Raw genomic sequence first — 17,124 nt, 5'->3', positions numbered from 1 at the left:
ATTGAGGCAAACCGTTTTCTTTACAGCTCACCCGATACGTTAATCATAAAAAAACTGCCTCAAAAAGATGTGAATCTCATTGAATACCGTCGTGATGAATATTCGTACAGGAATTATTTCACAGAGGGTAAAATCGTTTTTGGTCAGATAATTATCTCATTAAACGATAAGCCCATCTGGTGTATGCAATTCAACGGCGGGGCAACGCTCTCTGCGTTAGATGAAAGGACAATGCGAAATTTACGCTTTATTGCTCGCAAAAACCGGGGGCTTGCCGATGACATCTACCCTATCAGGGGACCAAGGGAAAGTATTTACGCTGATTTGCATTACTTTAATGACATATTTGGCTGCCTTGATAACTTTCAGGGTCAGGAGATCATCCAGCTCCAGGGGGAAACCTGTTTCAAAATGAAATTTTGTGGCGGTTCATTGTGCTAGACATACCCCTCGTTCAAAAATAATAGACACAAAGAATAATAAAGACGAACAAGTAAAGCATTACATGGTTGATTTATTTTGATGTAACTCGCTGATTTTAATATTATTTGGTCTTATTATTCTATTCAGCTCCCTATGTCTTCTGCGGGGAGGTAATCACAGAACACTCAGTTTTTAAACAATCCATTTCCTGATTTTCACGCCATGCTGGACAAACGATGATTTAGCCGCTAACCTATCTACTAGTAGGTTGTTTGATTGTTATTTATTTCACTGTTTCCTCAGGAAACCTCAGGAGTCACCATGTCCCAAACAGTAAAACCTTCTGCCGCAGCTGATGCGATCCACAATACTCGTGAAGCAGTACGTGTCCAGCCGGGCCTGGGTAATCTGACTTTCCAAATGAAAGCCCGTTCTAATGGCGGTTTAACCGTGCGTACTGAGACCGGCGCAACGATTCAGGACGGCGTTATCGATAACAGCCGCGTAGGGAAATTCTCCAATATCGGTGATGAACCTGCAGGTTTACTGGGTACCGATACCGGCATGAGCCCGACGGAATATATTATGCAGGCACTGGCTGGCTGTTATACCGCAACGCTCACTATGATGGCGGCTGAAAAAGGGATAGAGCTTGACGGTATCGAACTGGATATGAATTTCGACATCAACCTTAACGGCTTCCTCGGTCTTGATAGCAACGTGCGTAAAGGTGCGAAATCCATTCGCGTGGATGTGCATCTGGAAAGTAAATCTGCCAGCCGCGAAGAATTAGAAGCACTGGTTAGCGAAATGAAAAAGAACTCACCGATCCACGACACGCTCGCTAATCCGGTCGATATGATCACCCGCCTGGCCTGATGCCCGTTGCCGGTTAATCTTTTAAAAAGATAATGCTGCCTTATTTTAAGGCAGCCTGTCTTTTCATAAGGTGTAATGCGTGACAGGCATGAAAGTCATGCCGCCGAGCACGGAGACGCCCCCGCTCTTTCCGGAACCATAAATCTCTTTTACGCTCAGGCTGGGAATAGAACTTGCCTCACTAAAAGGGCAGGAATAAAATCTATCTACTAGTAGATTATATGAGGTTTTTATGACAACCATGACGCGGGAACGCCTTCTCAACGAGGCGGAAAACTTGATGCGGGCAAAAGGCTACTCGGCATTCAGCTATGCCGACCTGTCGAAAATTGTCGGTATTACAAAAGCCAGTATTCACCATCATTTTCCGACAAAGGATATTTTAGGTGAACAGGTCGTAGTACAGGCATTCTCCGACACGCAGAGACAGTTTGAGCAAATTGAAGCCACTGAGAAATTAGCAGAAAAGAGGATCGCGGCTTACGTCGGTCTTTTTTTACAAAGCTACAGGGCTTCCCTATTGCCGCTGTGCTGCGCGCTTTCTGCCGATACGGCCAATTTGCCACCAAATGTTACCGAACAGACGTCACGCTACTTCGATATGCAAATCGCCTGGCTCACGAAAATCGTTCAGGGCGGGGTCGACGCAGGCGAATTTTTCCCCCACACCGCCCCCTCAGACATGGCACTGATCATCATCAATCTGTGTGAAGGTGCCAGCGTTGTTGCCCGTGCAACGGCCAGACCCGAAGTATTCTGCAACAACATTAAGTACATAAATTTGCTCCTTAATCCTCTTTCTTCCGGAGAATAAAATCATGTTAGACTGGAATAATTACCGCACAGATTTAATGCAGCGCCTAGGTGAACTCGGTAAGCTGACCCCGGACACCATGAAAGGCGTGGTTGCTCTGGGAAATGCAGGCAATAAAACTGACCTTCTGGGTGCTAAAGTTCGCGAGCTTATCGCACTGGCATGTGCAGTCACCACACGCTGCGACGGCTGCATTGCCTTCCACGCAGACGCCGCTGTAAAAGCCGGCGCAACGGACGCGGAAATAGCTGAAGCACTTGGCGTGGCGATCAACCTCAACGCGGGTGCGGCTGTGATTTATTCAGCACGTACTCTCGATGCAGTGAGCCAGGCTCGCAGCTAAACATGAGTGTAATAAAGGGCATTACTGCCCTTTTTTTATTTCTGCAATCGCCTGAACGTATACCGCAGAAGGTTTCACGCCGGGGATGCGTTTTACCAATTGCCCCTCATGAAATATCAGCACCGACGGCAGTCCCCATATTTCGTATTTAGTCGTCAGAACAGGTGCCTGATCAACATTAACCTTCCCTATCTGGATATCATCCTCGAGTCGTTCTACAAACTTGCTGAACATTTCTTCACTCGCCCGACAGGGCGGACACCAGGGCGCAGAAAAACGCACCACGGATATCCCCTCGTACCCTTCTATATCCCGGAAATTGTCTTCGTTATAAGACGTTAACTTACGCATATCGATGACCTCATTAATTGGACGGGCGTTTAAACAGGTGCCTGTTGCGTTAAACAACGAAATATCTTGCTTCACTCATTGACCTACCTACTAGATGGTTGGTATAGTGACACCTATCCGATGTTTACGCAACTTCCATGCGATGACGTTCGCTCTGTGAATCTGCCTGACGTTGTCATTCCCCCCGGGGTAAACCCTTTTTGTCTTTGTGAGGTACACGATGAGTAAGCTGTTCACTCCCTACAATCTGTCTGGCATGTCGTTAAAAAATCGCGTGGTCATGGCACCAATGACCCGTACCCGCACGATGAATGACGTGCCGGACGAGGTCGTGGCGTTGTATTACGCACAGCGCGCTTCTGCCGGTCTGCTCATCACGGAAGGTATGCCCGTTTCAGAAGAAGGACGCGGCTATCTCTATACGCCGGGAATTTACAACGACGCACATGTTCACGGCTGGCGTAAGGTCACGGAGGCCGTTCACGCTAAAGGTGGACGCATTTTCGCCCAACTGTGGCATGTTGGCAGGATGTCTCACGTCTCCTTGCAAGCGGGTCATATTGCACCGGTGTCAGCAGGCACGGTTCAGGCTGTCAACACGACCGTGTTTGCACTGACCGAATCCGGTGAGCCGGGCCCGGTAGTGCCAAGCCAGCCGCGCGCGCTGGAAACCCATGAAGTGAAACGTATCACCGCCGACTTTGTGCATTCCGCCCGTCTGGCGATGGAAGCCGGCTTCGACGGCGTGGAAATCATGGCGGCTAACGGATTCATCTTTGACCAGTTCCTCAGCAGCGAACTAAACACCCGTACTGATGAATACGGTGGTTCCGTCGAAAATCGTCAGCGCTTCCTGCTGGAAACTATTGACGCCGTTGCGGCTGCAGTTGGTAACAGCCACGTTGCCGTGCGCCTGTCTCCGTTCGGCCGTATTTATGACCTCGCGCCGTATGAAGGTGAAGAGCAAACCTGGGCAACCATCACAGACGCTCTCGGCCAGCGCGAACTGGCCTACGTGCACCTTTACTATCAGCCGGTGTACACCAAAGCACCGTTACCGGAAGGATTCCGCCGCCGTTTCCGCAACACCTTCAAAGGCACCATCATTGCTGCAGGGGGGTTCACCCGCGACATCGCCGATCAGGCGCTTGAGGCTGACGAGCTGGATTTAGTGGCGTTTGGTGTGCCTTACATTGCCAATCCAGATCTGGTCGAAAGAATGCAAAACGGCTGGCCACTGGCTGAAAGTGACCGTACCACCTACTACGGCGTCAGCGGTTCGCCGGAAAAAGGCTATACCGATTATCCGGTCTGGCAGGCTCAATAAATATGACGCGGGCACAGCTCTCCGTTCAGTGAGAGTGCGTGCCCCACGGTCTATGAGGAATTTATTATGCAAACCTTAAAACCTACCCTCACCATTGATATCTGGTCAGATTTAGTCTGCCCGTGGTGCTGGATCGCTAAAAAAAGATTTGAACAGGGTCTGAACAGTTTTGAATTTCGCGATCAGGTAGTGATCCGTCATCACAGCTATCGACTGGCCGGCGGAACCCCAACAATGCCTTTTAAGGATGCCATCGCGAAGAAGTTAGGCAGCCAGCATTCGGCAGAACTGATGATGAATCAGGTGGGTACCGCAGGTAAATCTGAAGGCCTCATCTACAACTTCGACAGCATGATGTTTGGTGACACCGAAGATGCACACGCTATCCTGACCGCGGCGCGCAAAGCCGGCATTGCAGATGCCGTCGAAGAACGTTTTTATCGTGGCAGTATCACGGAGGGTCGCTCTCTTTTCGATCGTCAGGAGCTGGTTGCACTGGCCGTTGAAGCGGGTATGGAAAAAAATGATGCGGAAGATGCACTTGAAAATGACGCCTTGAGGGCCTCTGTTGCTGAAGATGAAGCCCACGCACGCTCAATTGGCGTCAGTGGTGTTCCCGTCTTCGTGATGAATGAAAAATACGCTATAAGCGGCGCTCAAGGCGCAGACAACTTTTTGAATGCGTTGCGTCAGGTCTGGGATGAACAGCAAACCGAGCTTTTAGTGACAGCGGGTCAGACCTGCGGAACTGAAGGGTGCAGTATCTAAACGTTCCACCGCCGGCACTGATCGTGCCGGTCACTTCTCACCTGCAAAATTACGGAGTCTGAAATGAGTGAATTTTTCAAAGGTAAAAAGCTGCTCGTCGTCGGCGGAACCAGCGGCATGGGGCTGGCCGTCGCGCGCATGGTACTCGAAGCAGGCGGCAGCGTTGTTCTGACCGGGAATAAAAAAGAGAAAGCGGATACAGTTCAGAAAGAGCTGAGCACGCTGGGTTCGGTTGCCGTTATTGCAGCAAACTTGATGACCGAAGAAGGCATGGAAACTATCCGTCAGGAAATTAATGCTCACCATCGCGACATCAGCCTGATGGTGAATGCCGCCGGAATTTTCATGCCTAAAGGCTTCACCGAGCACAACTTTGCCGATTACGACATGTATCTTTCGCTGAACCGCGCTACGTTCTTCATCACTCAGGATGTCGTGAAGAACATGCTGGCCGCGAAGTTGGAAGGATCTATCGTCAACGTTGGGTCGATTGGGGCACAGGCAGCGCTGGGTGATTCACCGTCCTCTGCCTATTCCATGGCAAAAGCGGGTCTGCATGCCCTGACGCGTAATCTGGCGATCGAATTAGCCAGCGCCGGTATTCGAGTCAACGCTGTATCCCCGGGGATTGTGCATACGCCGATATATGAAGGGTTTATGGATAAAGCCGACATTGCTGATGCGAGGAAGTCTCTGAACGACTTCCATCCGCTGGGCCGCGTCGGGACGGCTGAGGATGTTGCTAATACCATCCTGTTCCTGCTGTCTGATAAAACATCATGGGTCACCGGTGCTATCTGGGACGTCGATGCCGGCATCATGGCCGTCAGACGCTAATCACCGCACATTGGTATCAGCCGCTCCTCTCCGGGCGGCATTTTCTTTTGCTGATATTAATGTCTTTTGCCGGTCTCACTAAGATACTCTCCGCCTTAACACCCATGTTTAATAGTTCTCCGCCCCCATCGACAGCGCCCTTTCAGGCCTTCCATCGCATATGGGAAGTGTTTTTTGTTTGAAAGGCTTACGTTTATTTCCTGACAAACAAAGATGCCGCAGCCATAAAAACTATCTGCAATCCTATAATTTTCAAATACCTTTATCTTAATTAACAAACGCACCCGTAAGGGAAAGCTATGTTTAACCATATTCTGGTCGGTTCCAATGATATTCATCGTCCACAAAGCTTTTATGACGCTGTCCTGGCGTGCTCGGGGTCGGTGAACCTGGGGTCTGCTTGGAAAACGGAAAATATACTGCGTTAAGGCCGTTTCTTAAGCAGAAATGACAGGCAGCTCTGAGCGATAAGCGGACATCAGGATCGCGCCAAAAATCAGATGGCTGCCGTGCTGAAACATAAAACGAAATAGATGACGCATACTTTCCCTGTGTACTGGATCTTATCCCGTAAAGCCGGCTGCGCCGCACTTCTTTCAGATGTCATAAGACGGGCCTGAAAGCCAGGCCCGTGCGCTTCAACGCAGCATCAGCAGAGCCTGCCGACTTTCTGACAGCATCTCCGCGGTGTGGCTGCCGATAAAGAAACGGCGCAGCGGTGAATGGCCATAAGCCCCCATCACCGTCAGGTCGATGCCATTCTCATCGGCATACCGGCATAAGGCGCCGGTGACAGATTTATCCTCCAGTAGCTGGGCTTCCGTGACGATACCAGCCTCCTGCAGGATCGCCTGCGCATCATGCAACGCCGACGCTTTGCCGTTAACCATGACCAGATGACAGGTCATGCCGTTCAGAAGCGGGCTGACGGTGAGGCGCATCAGGTTTTCCCGACTCGCCTCACTGCCGTCATACGCAAATATGACCCGTGACGGCGTCGAAAAGGTTTCCGGCACGACCAGCACCGGCCGCTTCTGCAGCCGGATGACACTTTCCAGGTGGCTGCCAACCGGATTCCAGGAGCCTCTGCGGCCCAGCACCATCAGGCGGATATCGCCAAGCTCTGCCAGGATCTCATCCAGCGCGCCGTGCTTTTGCATCAGCTGGGCCTCCGGCTGCCCGGCCTGCTTCAGCAGCGCCGCACAGTCAGTCAGCACTGCCTTTCCCTGTGCCATCATCAGTCGGCTACGCTCGCCCTCGATGCGGACCAGCTCTTCAGTCAGCTGCTCCCGGCTGTCGATGCCGATGATGCCGGTCAGGTCGGACACGGCGGGAGGGTCATTTTTTTCCAGCACATGCATCAGGGCAAGCGGCACGTCCAGCTTATCGGCCGCCCAGGCCGCATACTCACAAACCGCGCGGGTTGACGGCGAGCCGTCCACGCAGGCAATAACGGTATTATTCATGTTGAATTCTCCTGTGAATCAATGGCCGCCCATAAGCTTTTCAACTTCTTCGGGTTTGTCATGAACGCCAAAGCGGTCAACGATAGTGCGGGTCGCGTCGTTCATGCCCCTGATTTCCACCTCCGTACCTTCACGGCGGAACTTGATCACGATACGGTCCAGCGCGCTGACCGACGTAATGTCCCAGAAGTGGGCGTGCGTCACGTCGATCACTACGCGCTCCAGCGCCTCGCGGAAGTCGAAATGACTGGTAAACCGGTCAGACGAGGCAAAGAAAACCTGGCCGGTCACGGTGTAGGTACGGGTATCTCCCTTCAGCTCAGAGGAGACAGCCATGAAGCGGGCGACCTTGGTGGCGAAGTTCAGCGCTGCAATCAGCACGCCGGTCAGCACGCCAAATGCCAGATTATGCGTGGCCACCACCACCACCACGGTTGCGAGCATTACCACGCTGGTTGAGAGCGGATGGGAGCGCAGGTTGCTGATGGAGCGCCAGGAGAAGGTGCCGATGGAGACCATAATCATCACCGCAACCAGGGCCGCCATCGGTATCTGTGATACCCATTGGCGCAGGAATACAACCATTAATAGCAGCACAACGCCCGCCGTGAGCGTGGAAAGACGCCCGCGTCCGCCGGATTTCACGTTAATCACCGACTGACCAATCATCGCGCAGCCCGCCATGCCGCCGATGAACGAGGTGCAGATATTGGCAATACCCTGCGCCTTGCACTCGCGGTTCTTGTCGCTCGGCGTGTCGGTCATGTCGTCCACGATGGTCGCGGTCATCATCGACTCCAGCAGCCCCACCACGGCAAGCCCGGCGGAATACGGCAGAATAATCAGCAGCGTGTCTAGGTTAAGCGGGATGTCCGGAATGAGGAATACCGGCAGGCTGTCCGGCAGCTTGCCCATGTCACCCACGGTGCGCACGTCGAGGTGCAGCCACATGGAAATCGCGGTCAGCACCGCGATGCAGACCAGGGGGGAGGGAATGGTTTTATTCAGATACGGGAAGAGATAAATGATTCCAAGACCGGCAGCCGTGAGCGCATATACGTGCCAGGTGACGTTGGTGAGTTCCGGCAGCTGCGCCATAAATATGAGTATCGCCAGCGCATTCACGAAGCCGGTCACCACCGAACGGGACACGTAGCGCATCAGGCTGCCGAGCTTCAGATAACCGGCCGCGAGCTGGAACAGACCGGTAAGCACGGAGGCGGCGAGCAGATACTGCAGCCCGTGGTCTTTCACAAGCGTGACCATCAGCAGTGCCATCGCACCGGTGGAGGAGGAAATCATCGCCGGGCGGCCACCAAAGAAGGCCATGACGATAGGGATACAGAACGCGGAGTAGAGACCGACCTGCGGATCTACGCCAGCGATGATGGAAAAGGCGATCGCTTCCGGAATAAGCGCGAGCGCGACCACAATACCGGCAAGGACGTCACCACGGACGTTACCCAGCCAGTCCTTACGCGTCGAGGACAGCAACATAGTAGTTTCTCAGTTTTTGAATACAGTCAGCCCGTGAGGGCAAAATTTATGTACGAAAAAGCACATCCGCAGACGGGATGCTTATGAGTGCGCGACTGAGGTTACTCAGTGCGACAGAGAGGGGGGACGACTTATGGTGGCGTAATACGCATGATGGTTTTTTATAACTCCTTTACGGGGGGCTTATGCACCTTAAGGAACCAGGAAGACCGGCTGTAAAGGATTTCAGCACTGATCATGAATGCCTGCCGGGCAGATAAGAATCAGAACTTACCCCGGCAAAAGGCCTTTTTACTCTACACGAAACTTAAACGGGGTCAATGCGCGGAAGATAGCGGATGCCCGCAGAGTATGCTGTCATCGGTATAAATCAGCTCCATTTGGCTTCCTTTTGCCGGATATTTTCCCTAAGGCTGACAGAATGCATGCGGGCATTGAAGTTTAGCGCTGCTCAGACGTCCGCTTTTGGCACACAGCAGACAAACACGTGACGCTGAAGGTCTGCTGAGAGCGAAGAGCGGACATACCACCACATCATGCATTTGTGCCGAAAGTAACTTTTGCTATTTGTAGTCTCTAAGTGCCAGCCGGAGATGATGAGCGATAAAGTCGGCTTTAAGAGTACTATAGAGAGGAATATTATCCTCACTTGCCAGTGCTGCAGCATGCTTTATCTCAGCATACTCATCAGCTTCTTTCTTGTTTTTTCTCAAATAATCGCGGAACGCCAGATGTTTTACTATTTGAGGATTGCCTACACCAAAAGCATGAACGTGATGACTACGGTGCTCTTCTCCTTTAGTGAAATATCTTCGATTTGAAATTCCATTTTCACCACGAACGTAGTATCCGGCACGCTCCATTGCAAAGTTTAATTTATCCAGCTCATCCAGATCATATACCTCCAGCAATATATCTATGATTGGTTTTGCTGATAGCCCCGGTATAGACGTACTGCCAATATGATGAACCTGTGAAATTACCTTCCCCAGCGTGTTCTGTAATAAGCCCCTTTCAGCCTCATATCGGGTATGCCATTGCTCTTCATACTCCACAACAATGATCCTACGCATTTTTTACTCCGGTTAACTTCTTTGAGGTTTTACTAAACCATCATTTATGTTGATAGCATGATTTGATGTCCGCTTCTGGCACAGAGCGGCTGTTAAATCACGTTCGATCTTATGCCAAGGTTCCTCGGGTGAACGATGATATTCTTGCTGGATATACTCAAGTAAAATGCGAAAGGGAAGTCAAATCTGATGGAATTATGCACATAGAAAATGCATCTTTCAGGATGCTGGGAAAAATTACCGAACAAGCAGATTCAGCCAATCTGGGTCCTCAATTTTACGGGAATAGGGCAGTATCGTACGATTAATCAGCTCAAAGAATTCTGACTCCTCCATCCTTGCTGCTTCGCTTGTGCCTGGTCCCTCCCATTCATCAAAGAGATGCCAGTATAGCGATTTCAGGGTATCGACGACCGCAGCGAAAATCTTTACGTCAGGTTCAAGCCAATGACACACCAGAAAATACATTTTCTGTTCTGCATCATGGATGGACGCACACTGGGAAAGTTGACGCACAAACAGCTTAATCCAGACCAATGCTGCTGTTTTTAGCGGTGGCAGATCTATCCGCTGCTCTGCCATGTACCGTGAGATAAATAATTCAACCTCGGTCCGCTCAGGTTGGTTATCAAGCCCCAGTGAAGCGAGAATTAAAAGAGTCTCTGAATCATTTCCTTCGGTGATTTGGTCTTCAGCCCATGCAATGAACAGGCGGTCCAGATCATTGTGGAGAAAGTGATATTTCCGGGAAAAAACAAGCAACCCGAGTAGGTCATTGAGTGTGTATAGAGACGGCATCTGATAATCCCTTACCTGTATTTTTTTCATGAACTCTGACAGTGATAATTTCTGAGTACATCATGAACTGAACGGTGAGTCTGTGTAACCGAATGAAACTCCAATTAACCTTCATTTTATCTTACCTATTGATATAAATTCTCTAAAGTGTAGTGGAATACCGATTTTGGCCCATAAGTAGAATCGTGAAATGTCCGCGCCTGGCACAAAGCGGACCGTCATACCAGCTTAAGTCACTGGCTTAGCATAGGATATTTTCCGTTTTCTAAGCGGCCCCCAACCTACACTGGATGTCAATGCAACTGGGCATGTCCGGCTTTTCTAACACGACGATGGCAACATGTTCTGCACCACTCAGCCAATCAATGATGAGCCTGCATTCATTGCCAATGGAGGAACGACCGCTTTCAAATGCAGCTCTCAGGAGCAGGCATTAACTTTCCACAGGGTTGCACTCGCTCACGGAGGCACCACTATCGAAGACGCTCCTATCGTGCGGGTAAGCCCAATTAGATCGGTCTTTTTAGCGTATGTACGCGATCCTGACGGCAATAAGCTCTGTGCCATCCACCGTTAAGCCACCGTAAAAATCGTGAGCCGTGGCCAGTTTTGTTGAAGGGTCAACGAAGCCTTGCTCGAGGATTGGCGTTTTGTTTTTTGGTGAGGCGACGTGGAAATCAACGGTGATACTCAGGCGGTCAGTGTTGTCTCCAGCCAAGGAGTCATTCGTTATTGACGCCTGAGATTCGCTAATTTTTATGCTCTCGGTACAAGGTGTAATGCCGGTTCAGGTTGAATACTGATAGTCCAAAAACGGCCTGTGAGAAAGGCTACACCCTATGGGGAACCGGCGTTCGCAACACCTGTGAGATTCGTTGCAGCCCACCAGCCAGCATAGCCCGCGGGCACGCCAGATTTAACCGAATATATCCGTCCCCGTTGTCGACAAACAGCAAGCCGCCCTCAAGAAGCACCCCTGACTCGCGGGCAAAATATAGTGATAAATCCTCACCGGCGCTGTCGGGCAGATAGTAACTCATGTCTACCCAGGCCAGGTAAGTTCCTTCGGGGATCGAAAAGTTGGTTTCGGGTAAATTGCGTTTGAGATAGTCGTGCAGGTATTGGAAATTCCCGTCAACGTATTCCCTCAGCTGGATAAGCCAGTCATCACATTCACTCCACGCCGCTTTGTTTGCCGCCAGGCTCAGCGGGGAGATGAACTCGTCGTGCCTGAGACGCCAGGCGTTTCTGACAACGGCATCGGGAATAACAATATTTGCCAACAAATTCCCCGCCAGATTAAATGTTTTACTCGAGGACATGCAGGTAATGATGCGTCGGGAATCAGGGAAAAGAGAGGCGGCCGGTGTATGGACGATACCACTTCGGGACAGATCGCAGTGAATTTCATCTGATATCACCCAAATGTCGTTGGCCAGGCAAATTTCAATAATCCGCTGGAGTTCATCAGGCCGCCAGACCCGCCCGGTCGGGTTATGAGGATTACACAGGAAAAGGATTTTTACGCCTAAATCGGCCTGACCGGCTTTGCGTGTAAAGTCTTCCCAATCAGGTTCCCAGCCATCGGCTGACTTTTTTAACGCCGAGTACAACACGCGCCGTTGACTGTATTCACCCGCTTTTTTAAAAGGGCCATACGAAGGCGTCATGATAAGGATACTGTCATTCTGGTCGGTCAGAAGAGGGACGAGACGGTTGAGCGCGGGAATAATGCCTGGAGACAGCACAATGTCTTCCGTTTTGAAACGATAGCCATATTGTCGCTCACACCATCTTCCAAAAATATCATAGTAATCAGCGTTATAAATTTTAGTGTAGCCAAGTATTTTTTTATCCAGACGGTCCCTGATAGCCTGAAGAACCGGCTCTGGTGTGGCAAAGGCCATGTCAGCAACCCACAGGTTGATTAATCCTTCTGCCGGATACCGCATCGCAAATTCGGACTGTCCCGCAAACAAGTATTCCCGCCAGCCGTCCACGGTCAGACTGTCTGTTTTCTCTCTGCTCACGTATTCATCAAAATCATATTTCATTTCATGAACCTGCCTTAGGTGAAGTATGAAACGTTGACCTCAGTATTCCTTCCGGTCTGATAGCGGATCGGCATAAGAGGCACGCTTGTTGAACATAAGCGTGCCATTCCAACCGCATGAATTAATTGTCGTGTTTATGCTTGTTCACCTTAGCCATCGGGCGACGGGTGTTTGCCTTTTCCCGCGTCACCATTACGATGCCAGCCAGCACGGCCAGAGCAGAAAATACCGTTCTGACCGTCAGGGATTCACCCAGAAATATGACTCCCCCTAACATGGCCAAACAGGGAACACTGAGCTGAAGGGTACTGGCGGTGATAGATCCAAGAGAGGGTAAAAGGGTGTACCAAAGCACATAGGCACCTGCTGAGGCGACGGCGCCGGACAGTAATGACAAACCAATGCCCGTGGCATCGTAATGACCATGCTTCATAAACAGCATTGAAAGAACGAGAGCCATGGGCGCGGCGAAAACAAAATTTGCCGCTGTTGATGCCCCGGCGGCCTGACCCGCCTTCCCCTTGATCGAATAGGCTGCCCAGGCTAATCCGGCGACGAGCATCAGAAGCGCACTATAAAGCGGCGGTGCTTTGGCACCGGGTAACAGGAGGGCAGCAATTCCCGCCAGGGCGAGAACAAGACCGCATGCCCGCATCACGGAGAGTGATTCCCCTTTAAATAATCCATGGGTCACCATCGCAAACTGCACGGCGCCAAAAAGCAGCAGCGCACCGGCCCCGGTATCGAGGTGGATGTAAGCGACAGAGAACAGCACCGCGTACACCATCAGATAAAACCCGCTCAGTGGCCGCCAAAGCGATAAAGTCGTCCTTGTATGATAAAACAGGAAAGGTATCAGGACGCATGCACCACTGGCCAGCCTGAGGCTACTGAATGAAAAGGGATCAATGTGGCCTCCTTTAAGTGCCAGGCGACAGAGAATGGAGTTTGCCGCAAAGGCCAGCATCGCAAGGGATATTTTAAGAATGAGCGTGCATTTGGCCATTCAGTGAGTCCTCATAAAATTCTTGTAAACTACCATCTAGTTGGTAGCATAGTGTAAATGATACTCCAATAGAAAGCACAATATTCAGCATTCATGCCGGATGGTGATGACGGACAATTATCATAAATCTCCATTTCACGTCCTAAGGGCACGGATGAAAACGCGATATTCAACATGCGATGCGGGAGATTGCTTTCTACTACGTTGAAAATACATGACACCAAGTTAAGGCACCGGAATACCCCATGAAAAAACTCAAATTCACGTTCAAAAATGCGGCAGGTGAGGAACTGGCGGGATTGCTTGAACTTCCTGAAAATCCTAGAGCTTTTGCGCTGTTAGCCCATTGTTTTACTTGCGGTAAAGACCTCAAGGGCGCGGCTCGCATTGCACGAAAACTGACAGAGAACGGGATCGCCGTTCTTCGATTTGATTTCACCGGTCTGGGAAACAGCGAAGGTGATTTTTCAAACACCAACTTCTCATCCAATATTTCGGACCTGCTTTGTGCGGTAGATTATCTTCGACGACAGTATGAGGCGCCCTCTTTACTCATCGGCCATAGCCTGGGCGGATCGGCTATCCTTTCCATCGCAGGCGAAGTCCCTGAAGCAAAGGCCGTTGTCACCATCGGCTCACCCGGCGAGCTGAAGCACGTACAGCGCCTGTTCAAGGACAGTATTGAAGACATTAATCATCATGGAGCCTATCCGGTTGAGTTGGCCGGACGGGTATTTACGCTGAAGAAACAGATGCTGGAGAATATTCAGGAACACAAAATCGCCCATAAGGTGTTCACTATGAACAAACCGCTGCTGATTTTCCATGCGCCTGAAGACGACACAGTGTTAATTGAACAAGCCGAAAAGATATTCAAGGCAGCAAAACATCCTAAGAGTTTCATTTCATTAGGTAAGGCGGATCATCTGCTGACGCATGCTCAGGATGCTGAATACGTTGCTGATGTCATTTTATCGTGGAGTGAGTGTTATCTTTAAATACGGATGCTACTTGATAAACGCAAATAGATTAGGAAGAACACTGTCTCAGTCACCTGTAATGCATATATTTCGCGCATTTAATACAGCAACAGATACGGTATGAATAAGTGTCTTAATCAGAGCATATTTCGCAGATAGTAAGTGTCTCTCAGACAATCATATGGAGAAAATAATTTCCCAGTAGAGCCCTCGAAAGTCGCGTGTCCACTATTGATGGGTAAGATCAAACTGACCCAGACCTTCACTGTGGAACACCGGCTCCCGCCTAACCAACTACCGGCGCACTTGAACCTCGACAACGGCTCTCTGCAGTTCTTAGTGCTCAAAACCCTAGAGCCTTACTGGGGTCTGGATGCAGAGAACTACTGAACGCAGTTGAGCGGCCCTAATTTTCGGCATGCCCAGCAATGCTGCCACGGCGGATAACATCAGCTTCCGTTTAGGCCTTTTTTAAATAATGCCAGCTCTGATTAAAACTGAAACTATGCCGAAGACTAGAAGATGTCCGCAGTACAGCCAATAGAAAGTTTGTCGAGGTAAAAAGCGTTTCTCTATCTTATTAGTGTTATCCGTTAAAGCTAGCATAAATAACGGTAAAAACAGCGTGGGAATAATTGCGAAAATGACCACTTTTAGCAGCGATGCAACCATTAAAGATGCAGCATTTAAACTGATCAGTGATAAAAGCCAAACAAGTAATAACGTCGTTCCTGGCGTAACGCTGGCTAACATCAGAACGGAGAACAATACAAATGTAATGCCCGCTAAGCCATAACTGGCAATTGAGAGTGGCCATGCAAAGATTGCGATAAGCAGAATGCTTTTCATCCAGCAATAATTTGTCCGGGGATAGACCCAGGCGACCAGTTGGCTGCACACGGCAAAGACAAACAAAATGTTCAATGCAAACCAGGGCTGATGGCCATGAAAAGCAAAGGCAAAAAAAAGGCTGGGTAATAGTAGCCCACTTCCATTGCCGATTCGCTAGTTCCTGAGCACGCGTGGGTTGTTTTACCATATTGAAAGCAAAGATAAGCGCAAAAAGCGGCATGGCCATACGGCCGGCGGCGTAAAGTATAGGGCTCGAGGGCGACAACAGAATATCATTTGCATGGTCGACCAGCATGGCAACCAGAGCCACACATTTCAGCACATCCATGTTGAAGTGTGACATTCTGTCAAAATAACCTGATACCGCCCTCAACTGCCCGATCAGCATCTATTCACCCTCTTCACGTTTTTTCTTACATACTCGGTTTACAGTACTTAATGAAGCACCACTCATTCGAGAAACATCTGCCAGGCTTTTTCCACTTTCTCGTAATGTTAGAATTAGCATATGCAAAGACTGGTTGGCCCTTCTCCCATGAAACTTGCCCTCAGCTTTTGCTTTTTCAATACCCTCTTTTTGTCGCCGGCGCCTGTCTTCGTAGTCCTTTCTTGCAATTGCGGCCAACATATCCAACATCATGCCATTGATGGCCCTGAGCATTGCTCCGGTGAAGTCGCTCCCGCCCTTCCCACTCAAAGCCATATGGCTTGTCGGTAAGTCTAAACTCACTACTGCCAGCTGCTTCTCATTGATGATGGCTTTCAACGTTCCCCAGTCTTCCTCGGATAAGCGTGAAAGCCTATCAACCTGCTCAATGAGGATCACATCCCCTTTATCTGCCTCGTCTAACAGACTTATTAACTCAGGACGCTGGAGTGACGCACCGGACTCATTCTCTATGTACCAGGCTGCAACACGATATCCGTTATCTTCCGCAAAGGATTTCATCCGCTTTTGCGCCCGTTTGGCATCCTGGCTTTTTGTTGAAGCCCGGAGATAGCCGAAAATATACATATATACCCCTTAGTGTGTCATTAAGGTTGTGTCACAATAATCGGTGTCATTTATGTAGTGTCTTTAATCAAATTTAGCTATGATTAGTATCATGTCATTTGGGTATACCGAGCCGATTTTACATTTAATGGTAAAACTTAGCGGATATTAAGCAGAATTCACATAGCGCGATCGAGTGTAAGGAGTGTTTAAAGTCTAAAAGGAGCGAACAGCAGACATTTACCGATGCTGACTGAATATTTAAAATTAACATCCTCCCCACCACCCACACCCACACCCACACCCACACCCACACCCACACCGCCTCAAGGATATTTCTATATCTGAATCAGGTCTATTCAGATATATTATTGCTGCCTGAAAAAAGAACGAAAAATACATATGATGAAAACAGAAATGGACCAACACTTGGCACTAATATTTTTTGCGGGGTTGGCGGCGATTATTTCCATCTGACTTGATTTTAGGCCGAAAAAAAGATAACAGAATGGTGATATGGCTATAGACTCAGCAGACGCATGCGAACGTCACTTCTGGCGTTATGTAAGATGGGCCGTCCGGAAAGTTCAGTTCCTTCTGGGGGGCTATCTAATGTGGATGGCGATCAATTTATACCGACGTAACCACACAAGTTGCAGAAT

18 protein-coding genes and 1 pseudogene are annotated in these 17,124 nt (G+C 49.8%); 8 read left to right on the top strand and 11 right to left on the bottom strand.

Translation table 11 applies throughout. From position 1 onward, the window contains the following. The 4 genes from ABSH60_RS24050 to ABSH60_RS24035 form a co-directional block, all read left to right on the top strand. Positions 1–441: DUF5680 domain-containing protein (locus ABSH60_RS24050; RefSeq protein ID WP_390976679.1), on the top strand; the 441-nt coding region annotated here is incomplete at its 5' end. 303 nt (positions 442–744) lie between these two features. Further along, positions 745–1,302: an OsmC family protein gene (locus ABSH60_RS24045; RefSeq protein ID WP_390976677.1), complete on the top strand. Its 558-nt coding sequence runs from the start codon at positions 745–747 to the stop codon at positions 1,300–1,302. A 232-nt stretch (positions 1,303–1,534) separates the two neighbouring features. Next, entirely contained in the window at positions 1,535–2,116 is a 582-nt protein-coding gene (locus ABSH60_RS24040) for a TetR family transcriptional regulator (RefSeq protein ID WP_390976675.1), read from the top strand. A 4-nt stretch (positions 2,117–2,120) separates the two neighbouring features. Then, a complete protein-coding gene (locus ABSH60_RS24035) occupies positions 2,121–2,459 on the top strand; it encodes a carboxymuconolactone decarboxylase family protein (protein ID WP_390976673.1) in 339 nt (112 codons plus the stop codon). Positions 2,460–2,480: 21 nt separating this feature from the next. Here the strand turns inward: ABSH60_RS24035 and ABSH60_RS24030 are convergent, their stop codons facing one another. Then, entirely contained in the window at positions 2,481–2,810 is a 330-nt protein-coding gene (locus ABSH60_RS24030) for a thioredoxin domain-containing protein (RefSeq protein WP_390976695.1), read from the bottom strand. 220 nt (positions 2,811–3,030) lie between these two features. Here ABSH60_RS24030 and ABSH60_RS24025 point away from each other — a divergent pair, with 220 nt between their 5' ends. The 3 genes from ABSH60_RS24025 to ABSH60_RS24015 all read left to right on the top strand — a co-directional run bounded on the left by ABSH60_RS24025 (position 3,031) and on the right by ABSH60_RS24015 (position 5,742). Then, entirely contained in the window at positions 3,031–4,137 is a 1,107-nt protein-coding gene (locus tag ABSH60_RS24025; protein ID WP_390976671.1) for an alkene reductase, read from the top strand. A gap of 66 nt (positions 4,138–4,203) precedes the next feature. Continuing rightward, positions 4,204–4,905: a DsbA family protein gene (locus ABSH60_RS24020; RefSeq protein ID WP_390976669.1), complete on the top strand. Its 702-nt coding sequence runs from the start codon at positions 4,204–4,206 to the stop codon at positions 4,903–4,905. Positions 4,906–4,968: 63 nt separating this feature from the next. Further along, complete coding sequence (locus ABSH60_RS24015; protein ID WP_390976668.1) at positions 4,969–5,742, top strand: SDR family oxidoreductase; 774 nt, start codon at positions 4,969–4,971, stop codon at positions 5,740–5,742. A gap of 638 nt (positions 5,743–6,380) precedes the next feature. Here ABSH60_RS24015 and ABSH60_RS24010 read toward each other — a convergent pair. The 7 genes from ABSH60_RS24010 to ABSH60_RS23980 all read right to left on the bottom strand — a co-directional run bounded on the left by ABSH60_RS24010 (position 6,381) and on the right by ABSH60_RS23980 (position 13,636). Continuing rightward, positions 6,381–7,208: a universal stress protein gene (locus ABSH60_RS24010; RefSeq protein WP_390976666.1), complete on the bottom strand. Its 828-nt coding sequence runs from the start codon at positions 7,206–7,208 to the stop codon at positions 6,381–6,383. Between the two features lie 18 nt (positions 7,209–7,226). Further along, on the bottom strand, positions 7,227–8,705 hold the full coding sequence (locus ABSH60_RS24005; protein WP_390976665.1) for a SulP family inorganic anion transporter: 1,479 nt from the start codon (positions 8,703–8,705) through the stop codon (positions 7,227–7,229). A gap of 563 nt (positions 8,706–9,268) precedes the next feature. Then, positions 9,269–9,778, bottom strand: a complete 510-nt coding sequence (locus tag ABSH60_RS24000) for a GrpB family protein (RefSeq protein WP_122096187.1) — start codon at positions 9,776–9,778, stop codon at positions 9,269–9,271. A 237-nt stretch (positions 9,779–10,015) separates the two neighbouring features. Then, positions 10,016–10,576 (bottom strand): hypothetical protein, encoded by a 561-nt coding sequence (locus ABSH60_RS23995; protein ID WP_390976664.1) that lies wholly within the window; start codon positions 10,574–10,576, stop codon positions 10,016–10,018. A 523-nt stretch (positions 10,577–11,099) separates the two neighbouring features. After that, positions 11,100–11,294 carry a hypothetical protein gene (locus ABSH60_RS23990; protein ID WP_390976662.1) on the bottom strand — a complete coding sequence of 65 codons (195 nt, stop codon included), beginning with the start codon at positions 11,292–11,294 and terminating at the stop codon, positions 11,100–11,102. Between the two features lie 112 nt (positions 11,295–11,406). Continuing rightward, on the bottom strand, positions 11,407–12,630 hold the full coding sequence (locus ABSH60_RS23985; RefSeq protein ID WP_390976660.1) for an aminotransferase class I/II-fold pyridoxal phosphate-dependent enzyme: 1,224 nt from the start codon (positions 12,628–12,630) through the stop codon (positions 11,407–11,409). 121 nt (positions 12,631–12,751) lie between these two features. Continuing rightward, positions 12,752–13,636 (bottom strand): EamA family transporter, encoded by an 885-nt coding sequence (locus tag ABSH60_RS23980; RefSeq protein ID WP_390976658.1) that lies wholly within the window; start codon positions 13,634–13,636, stop codon positions 12,752–12,754. 245 nt (positions 13,637–13,881) lie between these two features. Between ABSH60_RS23980 and ABSH60_RS23975 the strand changes: the two genes are divergently transcribed. Next, the gene (locus ABSH60_RS23975) at positions 13,882–14,634 is read left to right on the top strand and encodes an alpha/beta fold hydrolase (protein ID WP_390976656.1); all 753 of its coding nucleotides are present in this window, start codon (positions 13,882–13,884) and stop codon (positions 14,632–14,634) included. A 453-nt stretch (positions 14,635–15,087) separates the two neighbouring features. On the opposite strand, the gene ABSH60_RS23970 is transcribed toward ABSH60_RS23975, so the two are convergent. From ABSH60_RS23970 to ABSH60_RS23960, 3 genes and pseudogenes are all read right to left on the bottom strand, one after another. Then, entirely contained in the window at positions 15,088–15,531 is a 444-nt protein-coding gene (locus ABSH60_RS23970; RefSeq protein ID WP_390976693.1) for a TraX family protein, read from the bottom strand. A gap of 61 nt (positions 15,532–15,592) precedes the next feature. After that, positions 15,593–15,796, bottom strand: a pseudogene (locus ABSH60_RS23965) (TraX family protein); the annotation flags it as partial. 60 nt (positions 15,797–15,856) lie between these two features. After that, positions 15,857–16,483 carry a recombinase family protein gene (locus ABSH60_RS23960; RefSeq protein ID WP_390976654.1) on the bottom strand — a complete coding sequence of 209 codons (627 nt, stop codon included), beginning with the start codon at positions 16,481–16,483 and terminating at the stop codon, positions 15,857–15,859. Between the last annotated feature and the right edge of the window lie 641 nt (positions 16,484–17,124).

Source organism: Rahnella sp. R3(2024), assembly GCF_042920125.1.
Classification (GTDB): Bacteria; Pseudomonadota; Gammaproteobacteria; order Enterobacterales; family Enterobacteriaceae; genus Rahnella; species Rahnella rivi.
The sequence above is the reverse complement of the archived record's forward strand: the minus strand, read 5'-3'. Positions and strand labels throughout refer to the sequence as shown.

Excerpts from the sequence above, each read along its gene's own strand:
- ABSH60_RS24045 (WP_390976677.1), top strand. The coding sequence starts at position 745 with ATGTCCCAAACAGTAAAACCTTCTGCCGCAGCTGATGCGATCCACAAT.
- ABSH60_RS24040 (WP_390976675.1), top strand. The coding sequence starts at position 1,535 with ATGACAACCATGACGCGGGAACGCCTTCTCAACGAGGCGGAAAACTTG.
- ABSH60_RS24035 (WP_390976673.1), top strand. The coding sequence starts at position 2,121 with ATGTTAGACTGGAATAATTACCGCACAGATTTAATGCAGCGCCTAGGT.
- ABSH60_RS24030 (WP_390976695.1), bottom strand. The coding sequence starts at position 2,810 with ATGCGTAAGTTAACGTCTTATAACGAAGACAATTTCCGGGATATAGAA.
- ABSH60_RS24025 (WP_390976671.1), top strand. The coding sequence starts at position 3,031 with ATGAGTAAGCTGTTCACTCCCTACAATCTGTCTGGCATGTCGTTAAAA.
- ABSH60_RS24020 (WP_390976669.1), top strand. The coding sequence starts at position 4,204 with ATGCAAACCTTAAAACCTACCCTCACCATTGATATCTGGTCAGATTTA.
- ABSH60_RS24015 (WP_390976668.1), top strand. The coding sequence starts at position 4,969 with ATGAGTGAATTTTTCAAAGGTAAAAAGCTGCTCGTCGTCGGCGGAACC.
- ABSH60_RS24010 (WP_390976666.1), bottom strand. The coding sequence starts at position 7,208 with ATGAATAATACCGTTATTGCCTGCGTGGACGGCTCGCCGTCAACCCGC.
- ABSH60_RS24005 (WP_390976665.1), bottom strand. The coding sequence starts at position 8,705 with ATGTTGCTGTCCTCGACGCGTAAGGACTGGCTGGGTAACGTCCGTGGT.
- ABSH60_RS24000 (WP_122096187.1), bottom strand. The coding sequence starts at position 9,778 with ATGCGTAGGATCATTGTTGTGGAGTATGAAGAGCAATGGCATACCCGA.
- ABSH60_RS23995 (WP_390976664.1), bottom strand. The coding sequence starts at position 10,576 with ATGCCGTCTCTATACACACTCAATGACCTACTCGGGTTGCTTGTTTTT.
- ABSH60_RS23985 (WP_390976660.1), bottom strand. The coding sequence starts at position 12,630 with ATGAAATATGATTTTGATGAATACGTGAGCAGAGAGAAAACAGACAGT.
- ABSH60_RS23980 (WP_390976658.1), bottom strand. The coding sequence starts at position 13,636 with ATGGCCAAATGCACGCTCATTCTTAAAATATCCCTTGCGATGCTGGCC.
- ABSH60_RS23975 (WP_390976656.1), top strand. The coding sequence starts at position 13,882 with ATGAAAAAACTCAAATTCACGTTCAAAAATGCGGCAGGTGAGGAACTG.
- ABSH60_RS23960 (WP_390976654.1), bottom strand. The coding sequence starts at position 16,483 with ATGTATATTTTCGGCTATCTCCGGGCTTCAACAAAAAGCCAGGATGCC.